Raw genomic sequence first — 17,525 nt, 5'->3', positions numbered from 1 at the left:
CGGTTACATATGACAGATGTTGGAGGAATCAGACGGTCCCTTAATCGCCGTAAAGTTCTTCTTCGCCTTCTCCGGATCATCGAAGATCTCATCCATCGTATGCCATCCGAGGACGGCACACTTTACACGGGCAGGCATGTGTGAAATATCCTGAAGAACGCCAGCCTCCTCGAGCTCGTCTCTTTCCTCATCTGTGATTTTTCCCTTGATCATTCGAAGGAAAATGTCAGAGAGATGTCTTGCCTCATCGATGGTTTTTCCGATGATCAGATCCAGCATCATATCCGCGGAAGCCTGTGAGATGGCACAGCCATCTCCGACATACGCCCCGTCTGTAATTTTTCCGTCTTTAATCTTCAGCTTCAGGACGATATCATCCCCACAGCTCGGGTTCACCCCCTCCAGCTCATAATCCGCGTCCTCAAGCTCATGCTTGTGCGCCGGGTGAAGATTATGATCGGTCAGAATCTCATTATAAAATGTATTATTCTGCATAGCCCATTTCCTTCCTCACCGAATTCAAAGCATCGATCAGTCTGTCTGCCTCTTCCTCCGTATTGTAGAAGCAGAAGCTGGCTCTCGTGGTGGACGGGATGCCAAGGAACTTCAGAAGCGGCTGCGCGCAGTGGTGGCCTGCCCGGACATCCACATGAAGACTGTCCAGAATTGCCGCAATGTCATGAGGATGAACTCCCTCGACCTTGAAGGTGATGATGCCGTGATGGTTCTTCGGATCCTCCGACCCGAGAATTGTAATATACGGATTTTCTCTCATCCGTTCCATGGTGTATCGGGTCAGGTATTCCTCTCGCTCCATGATGCGGTCAAACCCGATCCTGTTGTAGTAATCGATCGCCGCGTGAAGGCCGACAGCGCCTCCGGCGTTTACGGTTCCTGCCTCGAACTTGTGCGGCAGCTCCGCGTAGGTCGCGCCCTCGCGGGTGACGTACTCGATCATCTCTCCTCCGAACAGGAAGGGCTGCATCTTCTCCAGAATCTCCTTCCTGCCGTACAGCACGCCGATTCCCATCGGCGCAAGCATCTTGTGACCGGAGAAGGCCAGGAAATCGACATCCAGGTCCTGCACGTCCACCGGAATGTGGGGCACGCTCTGGGCGCCGTCACATACAAACACCGCTCCCTGCTCGTGAGCGATAGACGCAAATGTCTTCACATCGTTTCTGCAGCCGAGCACATTGGAAATCTGCGTCATGCACACGAGTTTGGTCCTTGGCGTCAGAGCCTTGCGGAACATCTCCTCCGTGATGGTGCCGTCCTCTAAAGGTTCCAGATATCTCAGAACCGCACCGGTTCTTCTGGCGGCCTGCTGCCACGGAAGCATATCACTGTGATGTTCCATAACGGTGATCAGTATCTCGTCTCCAGCGCTCAGATGATCCTCCGTCCACGCATAGCCGATCAAATTCAAACTCTCCGTCGCGTTTCTGGTAAAAATAATTTCTTCCGTACTCTTCGCGTTGATGAACGAGCGGACCGCCTCCCGCGCATCCTCGTATTCCCTGGTTGCCTCTACGCTCAGTGCATACAGTCCTCTGAGCGGATTTGCGTTTGATTTCCGATAATACTCTGTAACCGCATCCAGAACAGCCTGTGGTTTCTGGGTTGTCGCCGCATTATCAAGATATGCCTCACCGGGATTCAGAAGCGGAAAATCCCTGCGGATCCGCTCATCCTCCTCCCTGCGTTCAGTCTTCGTCATCCTCCAGGCCTCCTCCCAGAAACTCATTGATGTCCTCTTTTGTCTTCTCATCCGGGATCATCCGCACCGTGGCGTCAATTCTGGCCTTGGCCATCATTTCATAGATCTCTTCCCTGTCCAGTCCTCTCGACTCGAGATAGAACATGAGGCTCTCATCCAGTCTTCCGATCGTGGCTCCGTGATTTCCAACCACGTCCTCCTCTGTACACAGGATCAGCGGTATCGTCTGGTTTCTGACGCCCTCATCCATCAGAAGAACATCCTCTTTCTCATTTCCGACCGCGCCTACAGCGCCCCGCTTGAGATCGATCGTGGCACGCAGGATCTTCGATGCCTTGTCGCGCAGAACACCGTTGACATTAATCTCGCACTCGGTCTTTCTGGCGATGTGATTTGCGAAGTAATTCATGTCGAGATGACCGTTCCCAGCGACCTGATAGGCGATATCTGTCTTCAGGCTGCTATGGTAACCGGCCAGATCGATCTGGTAGCCCTGATAGACTTCTTTTCCGGAAAGCACGAGGTGAATAACCTCAACCCTTGCGTTGTCTCCTGTTTTTCCTCCGAGATCATTGATAAAGCTGAAATTCTGACCGACCCGGACGATCTGCACCAGGCGGAGAACTGCATTCTCGCCGACAGAAAATTTTGTCTGAACCGCCGCGGCACCGGAAGCGTCCGGAGCGGCAGTATAATCCATCACAACCGTAAGCTCACTGTTCTTCTCGGCCACAAGGTTCACCGCGTTCACCCGTCTGTCGCCATCCTGATATGTATACCTCAGGCGAAGGGCCTTCCCGGCCTTAGTACCTGCCGGTGCGGTATACACCTGTACGCCCTGCGCGGATGCTTCTACTGCCTCTGTAAAAGCCTTTCCCGCTCCGGTCGGCTGCTCCGGAAACAGATTTTTCTCTGACTCACGGGTCTGTATACCCTCCGGAACCTCCGCGTCAGCCACAGCCGCGCCGGAGAATTTTGTTCCGACACTTGCCTCGTTCATATTCAGCCAGTACCAGGTAATAGCCGGCAGCCGGTTGATTTTTATATTTCCGTTTTCTCCCATATCTGCCTCCTTAACCTATACTGCCCTTCATCTCGAGACGGATCAGATTATTCATCTCAACCGCATACTCAAGAGGAAGCTCTTTGCCTACATTGTCCGCGAATCCGCTGACGATCAGCGCGCGGGCATCCTCCTCGGACAGTCCTCTGCTCATCAGATAGAACACCGCGTCATCGCTGATACGGCCGATCTTTGCCTCATGTCCGATATCTGCCTGCTGTGTCCGGATATCCATTGCCGGAATCGTATCTGATCTGGACTCGGCATCAAGCATCAGAGACTGGCAGGACACTGATGACTTACTGTTCTTCGCCTGACTGTTGACCACAACGGAGCTGCGGAAGGTGCTGATACCTCCGTCCTTCGAGATGGATCTGGTGCTGACATAGGAGGAAGTATCCGGTGCGCTGTGCACCATCTTGCATCCGGTGTCAAGATTCTGTCCCTTTCCCGCAAAGGTCACGCCTGTGAATTCCGCCCGTGCGCCTCTTCCGGCCAGAATGCTCATCGGATACAGATAGGATACGTGTGAGCCGAAGGAACCGGAAATCCATTCTACCTTTCCGCCCTCTTCAACCCGCGCACGCTTTGTGTTCAGGTTGTACATGTTCTTTGACCAGTTCTCGATCGTGGAGTAGCGAAGTGTCGAATTTTTTCCTACGTAAAGCTCGACGCAGCCCGCGTGGAGGTTCGCCACATTATACTTCGGAGCCGAGCAGCCCTCGATGAAATGAAGGTACGCATCATCATCCACGATGATCAGTGTGTGCTCGAACTGTCCCGCGCCCTTGGCGTTCAGACGGAAGTAGGACTGCAGCGGAATGTCCACATGAACCCCCTTCGGAACGTACACGAAGGATCCGCCCGACCACACGGCGCCGTGAAGAGCCGCGAATTTATGATCGGTCGGAGGTACCAGCTTCATGAAATGGCTCCGGATCATATCCGCGTATTCTCCGCGGAGCGCACTTTCAATATCCGTGTAGATGACACCCTGTGCCGCAACCTCGTCCTTTACGTTGTGATATACAAGCTCGGAATCATACTGCGCGCCCACGCCCGCAAGAGATTTTCTCTCCGCCTGCGGAATTCCGAGACGTTCAAATGTGTCCTTGATCTCATCCGGAACATCATTCCAGTCTTTTGCCATACGCTTGGAGTTCGGACGCACATAAGTGACAATGTTATCCATATCCAGGCCTTCAATGGACGGTCCCCAGTCAGGAACCTGCTTTTTGTTGTAGATATCCAGAGATTTCAGACGGAAATCCCTCATCCATTCCGGATCATTTTTTTCTTTTGAAATCTCAAGGATAATATCCGGAGTCAGGCCTTCCTCAATTCGGAACTCATCTTTTTCCTCATTTCGGAAGTCGTACATACTCCGGTCTATATCCTCGACGTATGTCTTTTCCTTTGCCATATGATCTCCTTATGCCTCTCCGTTTTCTTCCTTAATGAACCGCTCAAATCCGTTCTCATTGATCTCATCTACGAGTGACGCGTCGCCGTTCTCAACGATCGTGCCGTCTACGAGGACATGTGTGGCATCCACATGAAGCGACTCCAGGATACGAGTGCTGTGTGTGATGATGATCAGCGATCCGTCTCTGTTCTTCTGATACTCCTCAACTCCCTTGGATACGGTGCGCACCGCGTCGACATCCAGACCGGAATCGGTTTCATCAAGGATCGCAAGAGAAGGATTCAGCATGAGCAGCTGAAGAATCTCTGCCTTTTTCTTCTCGCCGCCGGAGAAGCCAACGTTCAGATCACGCTCCGCGTAGGAGTGGTCCATCTGCAGAACATCCATTGCCGCCGCAATCTTCTTGCGGAAATCCCAGAGACGGATTCTCTCGCCTGTCCGGTTCTCCAACGCGTTGCGGATAAAGTTCGAAAGAGAAATTCCGGGAACCTCCAGAGGGTTCTGAAAGGACATGAACAAGCCGTCCTTTGCTCTCTGATTCACCGGCTCATCCAGAATGCTCTTGCCGTTAAAAATAATATCGCCGCTCTTGACGATGTAATTCGGATTGCCCATCAGCGCATTTCCGAGTGTGGATTTGCCCGCTCCGTTCGGTCCCATCAGAACGTGGGTCTCTCCCTTTCTCACCTCAAGGTTTAATCCCTTCAGGATATCCTTGTCCTCTACACTGACTGACAGGTCCTTCACCTGTAATAAAATATCTGCCATAACATCCTCCTGATATCACTGTCCGTAAAACATTCCTGCGATCTGCTTTGATCGCAAACTGTACAGGCCGCGAATTTCTCTGTGATACGCACTCGCGCGGCACGCGGCACATAGCATCGCATACCGTGTGAATCCTCCATCTCCTCGCTTTTTCACGGTTCCTGTAAAATAAACCCTAGTAAAATGCTACACTTTTCAGTCGCTTCATTATATAACACTGTATTTTCAATTGCAAGCGGCATTCTGCAAAACCGGGAAGGATTCCAGTTGCTTTATCAGCACTTCCAAAACGCAGACTGGACCGCCGCAAGCGCGGAAGAGACTGAGGACGTCTCTCCACTGCGTTTTCCATTCGCATATAATCGTCACATCCGAAGCGCGCGCAAGAGACTCTGATGCAGAATAAGACGCAATCCGCAGCCTATAAAGTATGTGACGCTGTTTACCGTCTCAGAGAAGCGGCGCGACGAACCGGAGAAGCGCGCGCACAGACCGCTGCAAAATCGTCTGCGCACCCTTCCGGTATCGATCCGTCACCTCTTCGGATTCCAGCAGCATTTTCTCAAAATCCGCCTTGATCTCCCCGACAATGCTGGTGCGGTGGAACAGAACCCCATCCTCGAAATGAAGATACAGGCTCCGGTAGTCCAGGTTGATCGTCCCGACCGTGGCCGACCGGTCATCGACGATACTCATCTTTGCGTGACAGAAGCCCGGCGTATACTCGTAAATCCGAACACCTCCGCGGACCAGTCCCGAATAGTAGGACCTTGTCTCCTGGTAGACCAGTTTCTTGTCCGGGATCCCCGGGGTGATGATTCTCACGTCAACCCCTCTCTTCGCGGCGCCCACCATCTCCCGACGCATTTCGTCCGTAATAATCAGATACGGTGTCACGAAATACGCGTAGTTCTTGGCCGACCTGAGCATATTCATATAGACCTCTTCGCCGGTCGGCTCATCGTCGAGAGGGCTGTCCGCATAGGGCTGCACATAGCCGTCGCTCCCGATTCCTCCGGGGATCTCCGGCAGATATTTCTTCACATCACAATCCGGGTCGGTGTGACTGAGCAGATCCCACATTTCCAGAAAGATCAGAGAAAAACTGCGCACAGCAGCGCCTTCCAGACGAATTCCGGTATCCTTCCAGAAGCCATACGGCTTTGTTATATGGAAATATTCATTCGCCATATTGTAGCCGCCGGTATAGGCAATTTCCCCGTCGATCACCATGATTTTCCTGTGATCCCTGTTGTTGATGAAGATATTGAGCAGCGGGAGCACAGGGTTGAACCGAATGCAGTGGATGCCCGCCTCTTCCATTTTCCGGTTAAATTTCCGGTTCAGAAAAGCAATGCTTCCGATATCATCGTAGATCATACGGATCTCCACGCCCTCCGCAGCTTTTTTCTTCAGAATCCGAAACACTCTTTCAAAAGCGCCCTGCTCTTCAATCGCGAAATATTCCATGAAAATATGATGCTGCGCATTCTCCAGATCATGAAGCTGTGACTCAAAGGCTTCCGCCGCATCCGGGAAAAACTTCACCCGCGTGTTCTGGTACACCGGAAAACCACAGGTCTTCCACAGATAATTGGAGGCTCCGGCAGCTCTCTGATCCTCTTTTTCCAGTGCCTCCAGCGTTTTTCGGCTCTGCTTCAGCTTTCGGAACAGCTCATGATCGATTTCCTCAAACTCACGCCGCATGCGCCGGGTGGAATTTTTTCTTCCCATGATCGCGTAAAAGACAATCCCCGCCATCGGGAAAGCCATGACAACCATCATCCAGAACATCCGGTACGACGCGTTCATGTGCCGCGCAAAAATTGTGAGCGTCAGAATCATGGCTCCGAAGGTAATCGTCGTGGAAAGCCAGGGCAGCCTGGCCTCCAGACTGGTGATCATTGTAAAAATCCACGCGAACTGCATCACAATCAGGATCACAAAGAAAAACACCCGCACAATACTTGTCTTTGTCCAGCTCTTCTGCTCGACTCTCATCTTCTCACTCAAATTGACCCTCCTGTTCTGCCCGCGGATATTTTTTGTCTGATCTTCTCCGGAATAATCTGATGCACGAAGCAGATTCCGAGTCCGGACACGGCAAGGTACCGCAGATGCGGCGCCCATCCGTCCGCGATCGCAAGGTAGAGCTCGTGCTCCTCCCGGTCCTCGCTTTCCACCTCTACTGCCCCGTAGCAGATCACATGATGATCCCCGTAGCAGGGATGATTCCGCAGCTGGAGATACAGAATCCGCCCCTCCTTCGCCCACTCCATGAAAAGGCCTTTCCGATATGGGACACACGGCAGGACAGAGCATACCAGGTGATACTTTCTCAGGCAGACCCGGATATAAAGCCCCGTCAGAGCATCACTGGTTCCTCCGAAATGATGAAAAAGATCCATGTTATGATAGATCAGCGTTTTTTCACCGATTCCGCTCACCCGAAGGAACACATCCTCCGGCAGAAGAGACTGCCCGCAATTCTGCCAGTTCTGCCCGGAATCCGTATATCTCCCCTTCACTCTTTCAGTATTTTCCCGATTTTTTCCACATAGAGACCATTTATCCAGTGTCAGAATCAGATTTGTAATCGCCACAGGGCCGCAGTGTCTCTGATACCCTTTTCCCAGGGAACTGAACTGCGAGGTCACGCATACACCAGAAACCGATTCCCACGGTACTGCCTTTTGCACAACGTGAAATTTCTTCTGATACACGGATTCCGCGTGACGGACCGGGTCATCAATCACCTCCGTATTTTTCTTCTCAAATCGCATATTGTCCTCACATTTCTTCAGTTTTTGTAACGAGTTACTATCTATTTTATAACTTCAGACACCTAAAAACAATCCGGTTGCGGGGGATGAGGATTTGCTGTCGTACACCTTACGTTCGCAGAATACAATTCTCACTATTTTTAGATATTTTTCTTACTTTCCGAAAATAATTAATGCGTTGGCGGATATGTCATGATATACTGATGATACAGCTGAAGCCGCCATTTCGTAAGAACGCGGGCAGAGACTTCGACAGCCGCCTGCGCGGGCTTTACCTGCACCACAATATTGTATAAACCCGGCTGCCGCGCTGCATATAAGCAGCCCTGCAGTCATCCATGAAAGGAGTATTTCATATGGCAGTTATCTGGATTATTCTGGCGATTCTCGTTATCTGGCTTATCGCGGCGAACATTCGGATTGTTCCGCAGGCAGAGGCATACGTCATTGAACACCTCGGAAAGTTCAAGACAATCTGGAATGCGGGTCTTCATCTGAAAATGCCTATCGTTGAAAAAATCGCCAAAAAAGTATCCCTGAAGGAACAGGTACTGGACTTTCCGCCGCAGCCAGTCATTACCAAGGACAACGTCACCATGATGATCGACTCGGTTGTCTTCTGTTATGTATTTGATCCGAAGCTCTACACCTACGGAATTGAAAATCCGATCTCCGGTCTGCAGAACCTCTCCGCAACGACGCTGCGAAACATCATTGGCGACATGGAACTGGATCAGACGCTCACCTCCCGCGAGACAATCAACGGAAGAATGCAGGCGATTCTCGACGAGGCGACCGATCCCTGGGGCATCAAGGTCACCCGCGTGGAAATCAAGAATATCCAGCCCCCGAAGGAGATCGAAGAGGTCATGACGAAGCAGATGAGGGCAGAACGCGAGCGCCGTCAGACGGTTCTGGAGGCACAGGCGCATCAGGAAGCCGTTGTAAGCCGGGCAGAGGGCGACAAGAAGGCGAAGATTCTGGCCGCTGAAGCGGAACGTGACGCTCAGATCGCTCTGGCCGAGGGACGCGCCAAATCCATCAAGCTCGTCTATGAGGCGGAGGCTGCAGGTATCAGTGATCTGAACAGGGCAGGCATCAGTGAGAGTGTCCTGAAGCTGAAGGGAATCGAAGCCCTCAAAGACGTCTCCGACGGCAGAGCCACCAAGATCTACATGCCTTCTGACATTGCGAATGTCATTTCCTCCCTCGGCGTAGCCGGGGAGGCACTGGGAATCGGTGATACGACACCCATCAACCGGAACCCGAAGCCTAAGCCCGCTGTTCCGAAGGACCCCTGCATCACGAACGAAACCGGCCGGGGCGGACGGGAAGCGGCAGCCGCTTCCGCCGCGATCAATTCTTCTGTTGTCTCTGAAGATCAACGCTCTGACAACACTGAAATATAAAGCACCGTCCCCATCGAGATAAAACACGCTGCGCGAGTTTTATCTCGCTATCGCGACGCTCGCCGAACACGAATACTTCGCATTCGGCTGCGGCTCACTGTTCGCGTAAATAAAAGACCGCCACACCAACTGCAATACAGCCGGTGTGGCGGTCTCTCATATCTGCGTCAGAAAATCACTTGTTATTCTTTTCGTGCGCAAGCTCGTCATTCAGAATATCCAGCATATCATACACATCCAGTCCGTGGGTCATGCATGCCTCTTCAAGTGTCTCCATTTCAGAGACACCGCAGCCGATGCAGTGAAGACCGCAGCTGAGCATTACCGGCACCAGAGAAGGATATGCCTGCACAATATCGCCGACAATCATATCCGCACGGATCAGCTGATCAGAGCCTCCAAGCATGGAGTCAATATCCTGCTGAACGGTGCCGATTCCGGAAATGCCGAAATACTTCACCAGCACGTTTGCGACATTCGGAGAAAGGAACGCGGGGAGCGTCGGTCCCAGATGAATGTGCTTTACATCCAGGTAAAGAAGAGCAAGCAGTACGATTACCGCCTTCTGCTCATACCATGCGATGTTGTAGACAATCGGAAGCTGATTCAGATTGTCGTATCCGAACACCTCTTTCAGCTTGAGCGCAATCTGAACCAGGGAGTACGAATCGTTGCACTGTCCAGCATCCAGTACCCTCGGGATCCCGTTGATCTCTCCGAGATCAAGCTTGTTGTATCTGTACTTCGCGCAGCCCGCTGTCAGAATCACCGTATCCTTCGGCAGCGCCTTCGCGAAATCCGTGTAGTAACTTCTGGTCTTCGCGCGGCCGTCGCAGCCAGCCATCACGATAAACTTCTGGATCGCTCCGCTCTTTACCGCGTCCACTACCTTGTCCGCAAGCGCAAATACCTGATTATGCGCGAAGCCTCCTACGATTTCTCCGGTTTCGATCTCCGTCGGTGAAGGCAGTTTCTTAGCCATCTCGATGATTGCGGAAAAATCCTTGTGTCCGTTCTCATCCGAGTCGATGTGAACACAGCCCGGATAGCCGGCATTGCCGGTTGTGAACAGACGATCCTTGTAAGAATCCTTCGGCGGAACCAGGCAGTTCGTGGTCAGAAGAACCGGACCATTGAAGCTCTCGAACTCTTCCTTCTGCTTCCACCATGCGTTTCCGTAGTTGCCGGCAAAATTCTCATATTTCTTGAACGCCGGGTAGTAATGCGCCGGAAGCATTTCGCCGTGTGTGTATACGTCCACGCCGGTTCCCTGTGTCTGCTCCAGAAGCATCTCCAGATCTTTCAGATCATGACCGGAAATCAGAATCGCCGGGTTACTGCGAACGCCGATATTCACCTTTGTAATCTCCGGATTGCCGTATGTCTCCGTGTTGGCGCGATCCAGCAGATCCATGCCGCGAACGCCATATCGTCCGGTCTCCATCACAAGTGCGAGAAGGGTTCCACCAGTGAGCGTATCATCCATGGTCTGTGCCAGCGCCCTCTGTATGAACATATCGATCTCGGTATCTTCCTTTCCAAGTGCGTTCGCGTGACTCACATAAGCGGCAAGCCCCTTCACTCCGTAGGTAATCAGTTCGCGGAAGCTGCGGATATCCTCATCCTTTGTGGCAAGAACTCCGACACCAGCGGCCTTTGCCGCAAACTCCTCGCGAGACCCTCTCCACAGAGACGCCTCCGGCAGAGCATCCTTCTTGCTCACCTTAGCCAGAAGTTCATCTTCTTTCCTCAGCGTCGCTTCAATTCTGGAGATGATGTCCTCCTTGTCGAAATCCGCATTCGTGATCGTTGCGAAAAGGTTTGACGTCACCATGTGGTTCACGTCCGCCGTGACCTCTGTCTTTTCTCTGCGAAGCTGTGTGGCAATCGCAGACAGTCCCTTCGTCACATAGATCAGCAGATCCTGCATCGCGGCAAGATCCGGCTTCTTGCCACACATTCCTACTCTTGTACAGCCCGTTCCGCCCATCGTCTCCTGGCACTGATAACAGAACATCGCATTATTTGTATCCATCATTATACCTCCTGGGATTAACTTCAACATCAGAATGAGTTCAGTATAACAGAAAAATACAATTTTGCCGTAACAAATCTTACAAAATTTAATTTCTTTCCTGTTTCCGGTTGCACTTCACGCTGATACCGTCCACACAAAGCCCGATCCCATATACCCTGTCTCTTAAAATACCGGTCATCATTCACGCCGATACCGTCCATCCGCAGCTGCCGGGGACGGTTATACCCGCAGCTGCCGGGAACGGTTGGAAGTTGTATTGTTGCGCCGACAGTGGTACAATTCAGTTATAAAAATTCTGTAACTGAAGCCGGGAAAGGAAAACCTTTAAAGCAGAGGATGAGCGTCAAATTGAGAAAGAATCCCTTATATAAAAGCTTCGGATATGCCTTCCAGGGCATCTGGGCCTGCATCCGCAGAGAGCGCAACATCAAGATTCATCTGGGTTTTATGACGCTTGTCATCATTGCCGGCTGCGTCCTGCACATCAGCATGACTGAATGGATGATCTGCATGATTCTCTTCGCGCAGGTGCTGAGCCTGGAAATTGTCAATACCGCCATCGAAGCCTGTATCGATCTGGTATCCCCGGAGAGACAGCCGCTGGCAAAGCTTGCAAAGGATGCTGCAGCCGGAGCGGTTCTGATATCGGCGATTTTTGCCGCAATCATCGGGCTTCTCATCTTTGTCCCGAAGGTATTTTGATCCTGCGGGTCTGAAAGTCGGAAGCAGCCCAAACCTATATCGTATTTTGCTCCTTATGAAATTCAGGAATAAAATATACAGCAATCTTCAATCAGATAAATGCACAAAAGGAGGAATCATTATGAGTGACGACTTAAAACTGACCGATACTTTCCGTAAAATTTTTCTCGCGGGTGTGGGAGCTGTAGCTCTCGGCGCGGAGAAATCAAAGGCGGCCATCGACAGCCTCGTCGAAAAGGGAGAGCTTACCGTTGAGCAGGGGAAGGTTCTGAATCAGGAGCTCAAGCACAAGGTGGATGATGCCGTCGCTGACGCAAAGGCAAAGGCGAAGGAGAAGACCGCGGCAAAAGCCGATTCCAGTCAGCCGTCAGCCGCTCCAAAGGGAGACGACTTCTCCGAAATGCTCAACAGCCTGACTCCCGAACAGCTTGCCGCTCTGAAGGAGCAGCTTGCCGCGAAGGATACCGCTGCAGAGGAAACTCCGGACGACTGAGCCTGCCATCCGGACAGTATGTGGCACGCCTTATCGTATGAGGTTTACTGAAAAGTCCAGTCGCAATGTTCTTGGCCCACGGGGAGCTTGCTCACCAGTGGGCAAGAACATTAGCGACGACAACAGGTATGAGCACGAAGTGACGCGTAAGCGGACAATACTGCCTGCTTTCCTCCTCCGTCACGGCATGCTGACACACCTGTGGTGTCCCTGCGGACCACAGATCTTTACAGAGAAGGTGAGAATTTGTCATGAATCATGCAGAAGAGAACGTGAACAACAAGAATACCGTTCCGGAAAAACCTGAAAAAAAGCCTGACAGCTCCTCCCGTCTGAAGGAGATCACACAGATTCTCCTCGAAAACAAGGTCTTCCGCGGCGTCACCCCGGAGAAGCTTCGGATTGTCATCGAGGAACTTGGCCCTACCTATATCAAGCTCGGACAGATTATGTCCCTTCACTCCGATATTCTGCCCAAGGAATACTGCACAGAGCTGATGAAGCTCAATTCTGAAGTGACGCCCATGCCCTTCTCCGACGTCATCTCCGTTATCGAGACCTCCTACGGTGACAGATGGTCCGAGATCTTCGAGAGCATCGACCCTGTCTCTCTTGGCTCCGCGTCCATCGCCCAGGTACACCGCGCGCGTCTGAAAACCGGTGAGAACGTTATCATCAAGGTGCAGCGGAAGGGCATATACGACACCATGTCCCGGGATATCCGGCTTCTCCACCGGGCAGTAAGATTACTGCCTTCCATCGGCGGGCTTAAAAATGTCGTGGATCTCAGTCAGGTTCTCGATGAACTTTGGTCGGTTGCACAGGAGGAAATGAACTTCCTGAAAGAGGCAGACAACATGGAAGAGTTTGCCCGATGCAACAGTGACGTCGCATTCGTCGACGTACCGACGCTATACCGCAGGTACACAACCTCACAGGTTCTCGTCATGGAATACATTGACGGATTTTCCATCACGGATACAGAAGCCCTTCAGAAAAACGGCTATGATCTTCACGAAATCGGAGCGAAGCTGGTCGACAACTACATCAAGCAGGTCATTAACGACGGGTTCTTCCATGCGGACCCGCACCCGGGGAATCTGCGAATCAGGGATGGAAAGATCATCTGGATCGACATGGGAATGATGGGACGCCTCAATGAGCGAGAACGCGGTCTGCTCACAGAGGCAGTGAAAGGAATTGCCGATCATGACGTGTCACGCGTGGAGAACGCGGTACTGTCGCTGGCGGATTTCCGAAAGGGAAAGCCCGACAGAGAACAGCTGTACCAGGATCTGCGTGATATCCTTCAGCGCTACGGCGACACGGACATCGCCGGAATAGACATTGCAGATTTCTTCATGGATGTCATGGACGCCATGAAGAAAAACAGAATTACGATGCCGCACGGTCTCACCATGCTGGCAAGAGGACTGACCCATATGGAAGGTGACCTGGCAGAGATCAGTCCGGACATCAATATGGCGGAAATCGCCTCTCAGCGAATCCAGGCCTCCTATCTGAAAAGCTTTGACTGGAAAGAAGCTCTCAGTCACAGCGGGCAGGACCTTTTCTACGCCGCCAGAGACTCCGCGAAGCTTCCCTCCCTGATGAGCCGCATCATGAAGGAATACCTGAACGGACAGAGCCGTGTCAATCTGGAGCTGAAAACCTCGAAAAATCTTGCGTGGCTGATGCGGAAGCTCGTCCAGAACATCGTCATCGGCATGTGGGTGGTCGCACTACTGATCTCATCCAGCATTCTCTGTCTCACGGATATGCACCCGAAGATACTTGGAATGCCTCTTCTCGGTTTTCTCGGATATTCCGCTGCGGGCGTCATCGTACTCTTTCTCGTGATCCGGCACTTCGCGACAAAGCCAAAATAACATTGAATAATGTAAAGATGCCAGGACATAAGATCTTACAGACTTCGCGGCAAAGCCAAAGGAACACCGGATAATTCAGCGCACCATGATCAGAGTGCCTTCTTTTTCTCCTCTGCGAGAAGCTTCATCTCTCTTGCGTTATCCCGCACCGCGCGGGTGATCTCTGCTCCTCCCAGGATACGTGCCAGCTCCTCCACAGACTCCTCGCTGTTGAGTTCACGGATCCTGGAGATCGTGGACGCATTCTCCACACTTTTGGCGATCTCGAAATGATGGTCCGCCATCGCCGCAATCTGCGCCAGGTGCGTGATGCAGATCACCTGATGATTTCTTCCGATCCTCGCCATCTTCTCCGACACCTTTTGTGCCGTCCTTCCGCTGATTCCGGTGTCAATCTCATCGAAGATCAGCGTCTCTGTATCATCCTTGTCCGCCAGAAGCGTCTTGATGGCAAGCATAATTCTCGAAAGCTCACCTCCGGAAACGACAGATGCCAGCGGCTTAACCGGCTCACCCGGATTGGTCGAGATCAGGAATTCAATCGCGTCATACCCTTTTCTGCTGTAATTTGCGGTTCTGGCAAAACGAATCTCAAATTCTACCGAGAGGAAATTCAGCTCCTTGAGTCCATCCCGGATTCCTGCGGAGAGGTCCGCGGCTGCCCTCTTTCTTTCCTCCGACAGCACCCGGCAGTCCCGCTCCAGGGTCTTCTCGAGTTCTTCCTTCTTTTGTAAAAGTTCCTGCTTCTGCCGGTCGAAGTTTTCCATTTTCTCCAGCTTTTTTTTCTGCTGTTTCTGATATTCCAGAACGTCCGCCGTCGTTTTTCCGTACTTCGCCTTCAGACCGTTAATCAGATCCAGCCTTTTCTCCGTTTCGAAGAACTCCTCCTCGGAAAAGGTAAACTCCGACAGATAATCCGAGATCTCCCGGTTAAAATCATTCAGCAGATTATCAATGTCCCCGATGCTCGCGGCAAATCCCGAGAGCGCCTCGTCATATCCGGCCACCTGCGACAGCTCCCGTACCGCACGTCCGGTCATGTCTCCGGCGCCATCCTCGTACCCGGTCAGACGGTGTACCTCGCCCAATGACTCCGCGATCTTCTTGCTGTTCGACATCAGCCGGTATTTTTTCTCAAGCTCCTCTTCCTCGCCGGGAACCAGAGCGGCATCCTCAATCTCGCTGATCTCATACTTCAGAAAAGAAAGCTCACGTTCTCTCTCTTTCTCATCAATCTCATACTCCTTCAGCTCCTCGCATACCGCGCGCCACGCCTGATACGAGTCCTCCACCCGTTCGAGAGGCAGGGCAAGAATATCCTGCCCATACTCATCCAGAATTTCCAGCTGGTTGTCCGGGTACAGAAGCTTCTGATGCTCATGCTGCCCGTGAATGTCCAGAAGAAGGCTGGAAATCTTCCGGATCCTCGCAGCGGTTGTTACTTCTCCGTTCAGGCGGCAGATACTTCTGCCGTCCGTGATTTTCCGTGTAATGATCAGCTGCCCCTCTTCGGTATCCACATCCATATCCTGAAGGCGCTGCAGAATCGTCGGATTCTCAATCTGAAAAACAAGCTCCACAAGACAGGCTCCCGCCCCCTTGCGCAGCATTTCCTTCTGCATCTTGTGGCCGAGGGCCAGATTAATGGAACCGATCAGGATAGATTTTCCGGCTCCCGTCTCACCGGTAAGAATATTCAGACCCGGGCCGAAGGCAACCTCCGCCTCATCGATCAGCGCCAGATTCCTGACATGAAGCTCTGCTAGCATTCTCCTCTTCCTCCTGTTTACTGCTGAGGTCACGAAAAACGATATTTTCCGTCGGGACTCAGAATTTTTCCAGTAATTTCTGAAACTTGTCTTTCACACACATGGCTTCGTCAACGCTCCTCGTGGCACAGAAAATGGTATTGTCTCCCGCGATACATCCGACGATTTCCTCCCAGCTCATCTCGTCTATGACGGCCGCTGCTGCCATAGCCATTCCGGAGCCCGTGTGAACCACCAGCAGGTTTCCCGCCACGTCGATCGCCGTGACCGCATCCCGAAGCATACGCACGTATCGCCCGGCGGTATCCTTCGCCTCATTCTGAAGAAGCGTATACCGCAGATGGCCATTTTCTCCGACAGCCTTCGTGAGCTTCATATCCCGGATATCTCTCGAGACGGTTGCCTGCGTCACATCGAAGCCGTTCTCCTGCAGCCTTCTGGCGAGTTCCTCCTGTGTATCAATCTCATATTCATGGATCAGTCTTAATATCTCTGTCTGTCTCTCAAGCTTCACCTGAATCCTCCATCCGTAAAACGTTTACGGCGCCGGCGCGCATCCGCACGCTTTATACCGTTCCCGCAGTTTTTCATCCTCAGATGTTACTCATTTTCCGTCTCAGTGTTCCGAGAAAGCTGTCGTTATGTATCTTCGTGATCTTCACATCCCTGTCGGCACGGACGATCACGACGCTGTCTCCGGTAACCATCGGTGCCTTCCGGTCGCCGTCGAAGTAAGCCATCGCATGCTCGATGGTATTGTCCCTTCCGGGGCCGAGCCTTACCGTGATTCTGTTTTCTTCCGGAAGGATAATGCTTCTGGTGTTCAGGGTATGTGCGGCAATCGGAGTCATCAGAAACAGATGAGCCTCCGGCGAAATCAGCGGGCCGCCCACAGACAGGCTGTACCCGGTTGATCCGGTCGGTGTGGAAATGATCATGCCGTCTGCGCGATAGGAATTCAGAAATGCGTCATTCACATAGTTTGTAATTGAAATCACATGCATGGAATTCTCCCGTCCGATCACGATGTCATTCAATGCACTTTCTTCACTGATCAGTTTTCCCTCATGATAAACTCTCCCTCGCAGCATCATGCGGGATTCGACCTGGTATCTGCCCTCAAGCAGAGCATCCAGGGCCGGGAAGATAGAATTCCGATCTATTTCCGTCAGGTATCCCAGCGTTCCCAGATTCACCCCGAGAAGCGGAATCTGTCTGTCCACCACGTCGTCCGCAGCCCGGATCAGAGTTCCGTCACCCCCGAGCACGATGATACCGTCGGTATCCTCCGGTATATCCTCCGGCTCTGTGCTGCGGCGCCCATCCTCCGGGGCTGCGCTGTCAATGTGAACCGCAGCCTTCCCGCCACGGTTCTCTATATATCTCACAATCGAATCCGTGATACTCCGATCCGGATCCTTGGCAAGGTTCGTGATGATAAAAAAATTCTTCATAGCTGTCATGC

Annotated in this window: 15 protein-coding genes; 4 read left to right on the top strand and 11 right to left on the bottom strand. The window is 52.2% G+C overall.

Annotated features, from left to right (window positions below):
• Positions 1-3: 3 nt before the first annotated feature.
• From sufU to ACTQ3A_RS05730, 7 genes are all read right to left on the bottom strand, one after another.
• Complete coding sequence (gene sufU, locus ACTQ3A_RS05760; protein ID WP_441098870.1) at positions 4-495, bottom strand: Fe-S cluster assembly sulfur transfer protein SufU; 492 nt, start codon at positions 493-495, stop codon at positions 4-6.
• The gene (locus ACTQ3A_RS05755; RefSeq protein ID WP_441098871.1) at positions 485-1,720 is read right to left on the bottom strand and encodes an aminotransferase class V-fold PLP-dependent enzyme; all 1,236 of its coding nucleotides are present in this window, start codon (positions 1,718-1,720) and stop codon (positions 485-487) included. Before ACTQ3A_RS05755 ends, sufU begins: the two co-directional genes overlap by 11 nt.
• Positions 1,707-2,783, bottom strand: a complete 1,077-nt coding sequence (locus tag ACTQ3A_RS05750) for a SufB/SufD family protein (RefSeq protein WP_441098872.1) — start codon at positions 2,781-2,783, stop codon at positions 1,707-1,709. The genes ACTQ3A_RS05755 and ACTQ3A_RS05750 overlap by 14 nt, the downstream gene beginning before the upstream one ends.
• A 10-nt stretch (positions 2,784-2,793) precedes the next feature.
• Entirely contained in the window at positions 2,794-4,206 is a 1,413-nt protein-coding gene (gene sufB / locus ACTQ3A_RS05745; protein ID WP_441098873.1) for a Fe-S cluster assembly protein SufB, read from the bottom strand.
• A gap of 9 nt (positions 4,207-4,215) precedes the next feature.
• Positions 4,216-4,977 carry a Fe-S cluster assembly ATPase SufC gene (gene sufC / locus ACTQ3A_RS05740; RefSeq protein WP_441098874.1) on the bottom strand — a complete coding sequence of 254 codons (762 nt, stop codon included), beginning with the start codon at positions 4,975-4,977 and terminating at the stop codon, positions 4,216-4,218.
• A gap of 450 nt (positions 4,978-5,427) precedes the next feature.
• Entirely contained in the window at positions 5,428-6,990 is a 1,563-nt protein-coding gene (gene cls / locus ACTQ3A_RS05735; RefSeq protein WP_441098875.1) for a cardiolipin synthase, read from the bottom strand.
• Positions 6,987-7,760: a hypothetical protein gene (locus ACTQ3A_RS05730; protein ID WP_441098876.1), complete on the bottom strand. Its 774-nt coding sequence runs from the start codon at positions 7,758-7,760 to the stop codon at positions 6,987-6,989. The genes cls and ACTQ3A_RS05730 overlap by 4 nt, the downstream gene beginning before the upstream one ends.
• A gap of 356 nt (positions 7,761-8,116) precedes the next feature.
• Between ACTQ3A_RS05730 and ACTQ3A_RS05725 the strand changes: the two genes are divergently transcribed.
• A complete protein-coding gene (locus ACTQ3A_RS05725) occupies positions 8,117-9,169 on the top strand; it encodes an SPFH domain-containing protein (RefSeq protein WP_441098877.1) in 1,053 nt (350 codons plus the stop codon).
• 175 nt (positions 9,170-9,344) lie between these two features.
• Here the strand turns inward: ACTQ3A_RS05725 and hcp are convergent, their stop codons facing one another.
• Complete coding sequence (gene hcp / locus ACTQ3A_RS05720) at positions 9,345-11,207, bottom strand: hydroxylamine reductase (RefSeq protein WP_441098878.1); 1,863 nt, start codon at positions 11,205-11,207, stop codon at positions 9,345-9,347.
• A 336-nt stretch (positions 11,208-11,543) separates the two neighbouring features.
• Here hcp and ACTQ3A_RS05715 point away from each other — a divergent pair, with 336 nt between their 5' ends.
• The 3 genes from ACTQ3A_RS05715 to ACTQ3A_RS05705 all read left to right on the top strand — a co-directional run bounded on the left by ACTQ3A_RS05715 (position 11,544) and on the right by ACTQ3A_RS05705 (position 14,291).
• Positions 11,544-11,909, top strand: a complete 366-nt coding sequence (locus ACTQ3A_RS05715; RefSeq protein WP_441098879.1) for a diacylglycerol kinase family protein — start codon at positions 11,544-11,546, stop codon at positions 11,907-11,909.
• 121 nt (positions 11,910-12,030) lie between these two features.
• Positions 12,031-12,402 carry a phasin family protein gene (locus ACTQ3A_RS05710; RefSeq protein WP_441098880.1) on the top strand — a complete coding sequence of 124 codons (372 nt, stop codon included), beginning with the start codon at positions 12,031-12,033 and terminating at the stop codon, positions 12,400-12,402.
• Between the two features lie 251 nt (positions 12,403-12,653).
• Complete coding sequence (locus ACTQ3A_RS05705; protein ID WP_441494317.1) at positions 12,654-14,291, top strand: ABC1 kinase family protein; 1,638 nt, start codon at positions 12,654-12,656, stop codon at positions 14,289-14,291.
• 89 nt (positions 14,292-14,380) lie between these two features.
• Here ACTQ3A_RS05705 and recN read toward each other — a convergent pair whose 3' ends face one another.
• From recN to ACTQ3A_RS05690, 3 genes are all read right to left on the bottom strand, one after another.
• On the bottom strand, positions 14,381-16,060 hold the full coding sequence (recN, locus tag ACTQ3A_RS05700; protein WP_441098882.1) for a DNA repair protein RecN: 1,680 nt from the start codon (positions 16,058-16,060) through the stop codon (positions 14,381-14,383).
• 58 nt (positions 16,061-16,118) lie between these two features.
• A complete protein-coding gene (gene argR, locus ACTQ3A_RS05695) occupies positions 16,119-16,574 on the bottom strand; it encodes an arginine repressor (RefSeq protein WP_441494318.1) in 456 nt (151 codons plus the stop codon).
• 79 nt (positions 16,575-16,653) lie between these two features.
• Positions 16,654-17,514, bottom strand: coding sequence for an NAD(+)/NADH kinase (locus tag ACTQ3A_RS05690; RefSeq protein WP_441495263.1), 861 nt, complete (start codon positions 17,512-17,514; stop codon positions 16,654-16,656).
• Between the last annotated feature and the right edge of the window lie 11 nt (positions 17,515-17,525).

The sequence above is a fragment of the Bilifractor sp. LCP21S3_F8 genome (assembly GCF_052117805.1).
In the GTDB taxonomy this organism is placed as follows: Bacteria; Bacillota; Clostridia; order Lachnospirales; family Lachnospiraceae; genus Bilifractor.
This window is presented reverse-complemented; position numbering and strand designations above follow the sequence as displayed.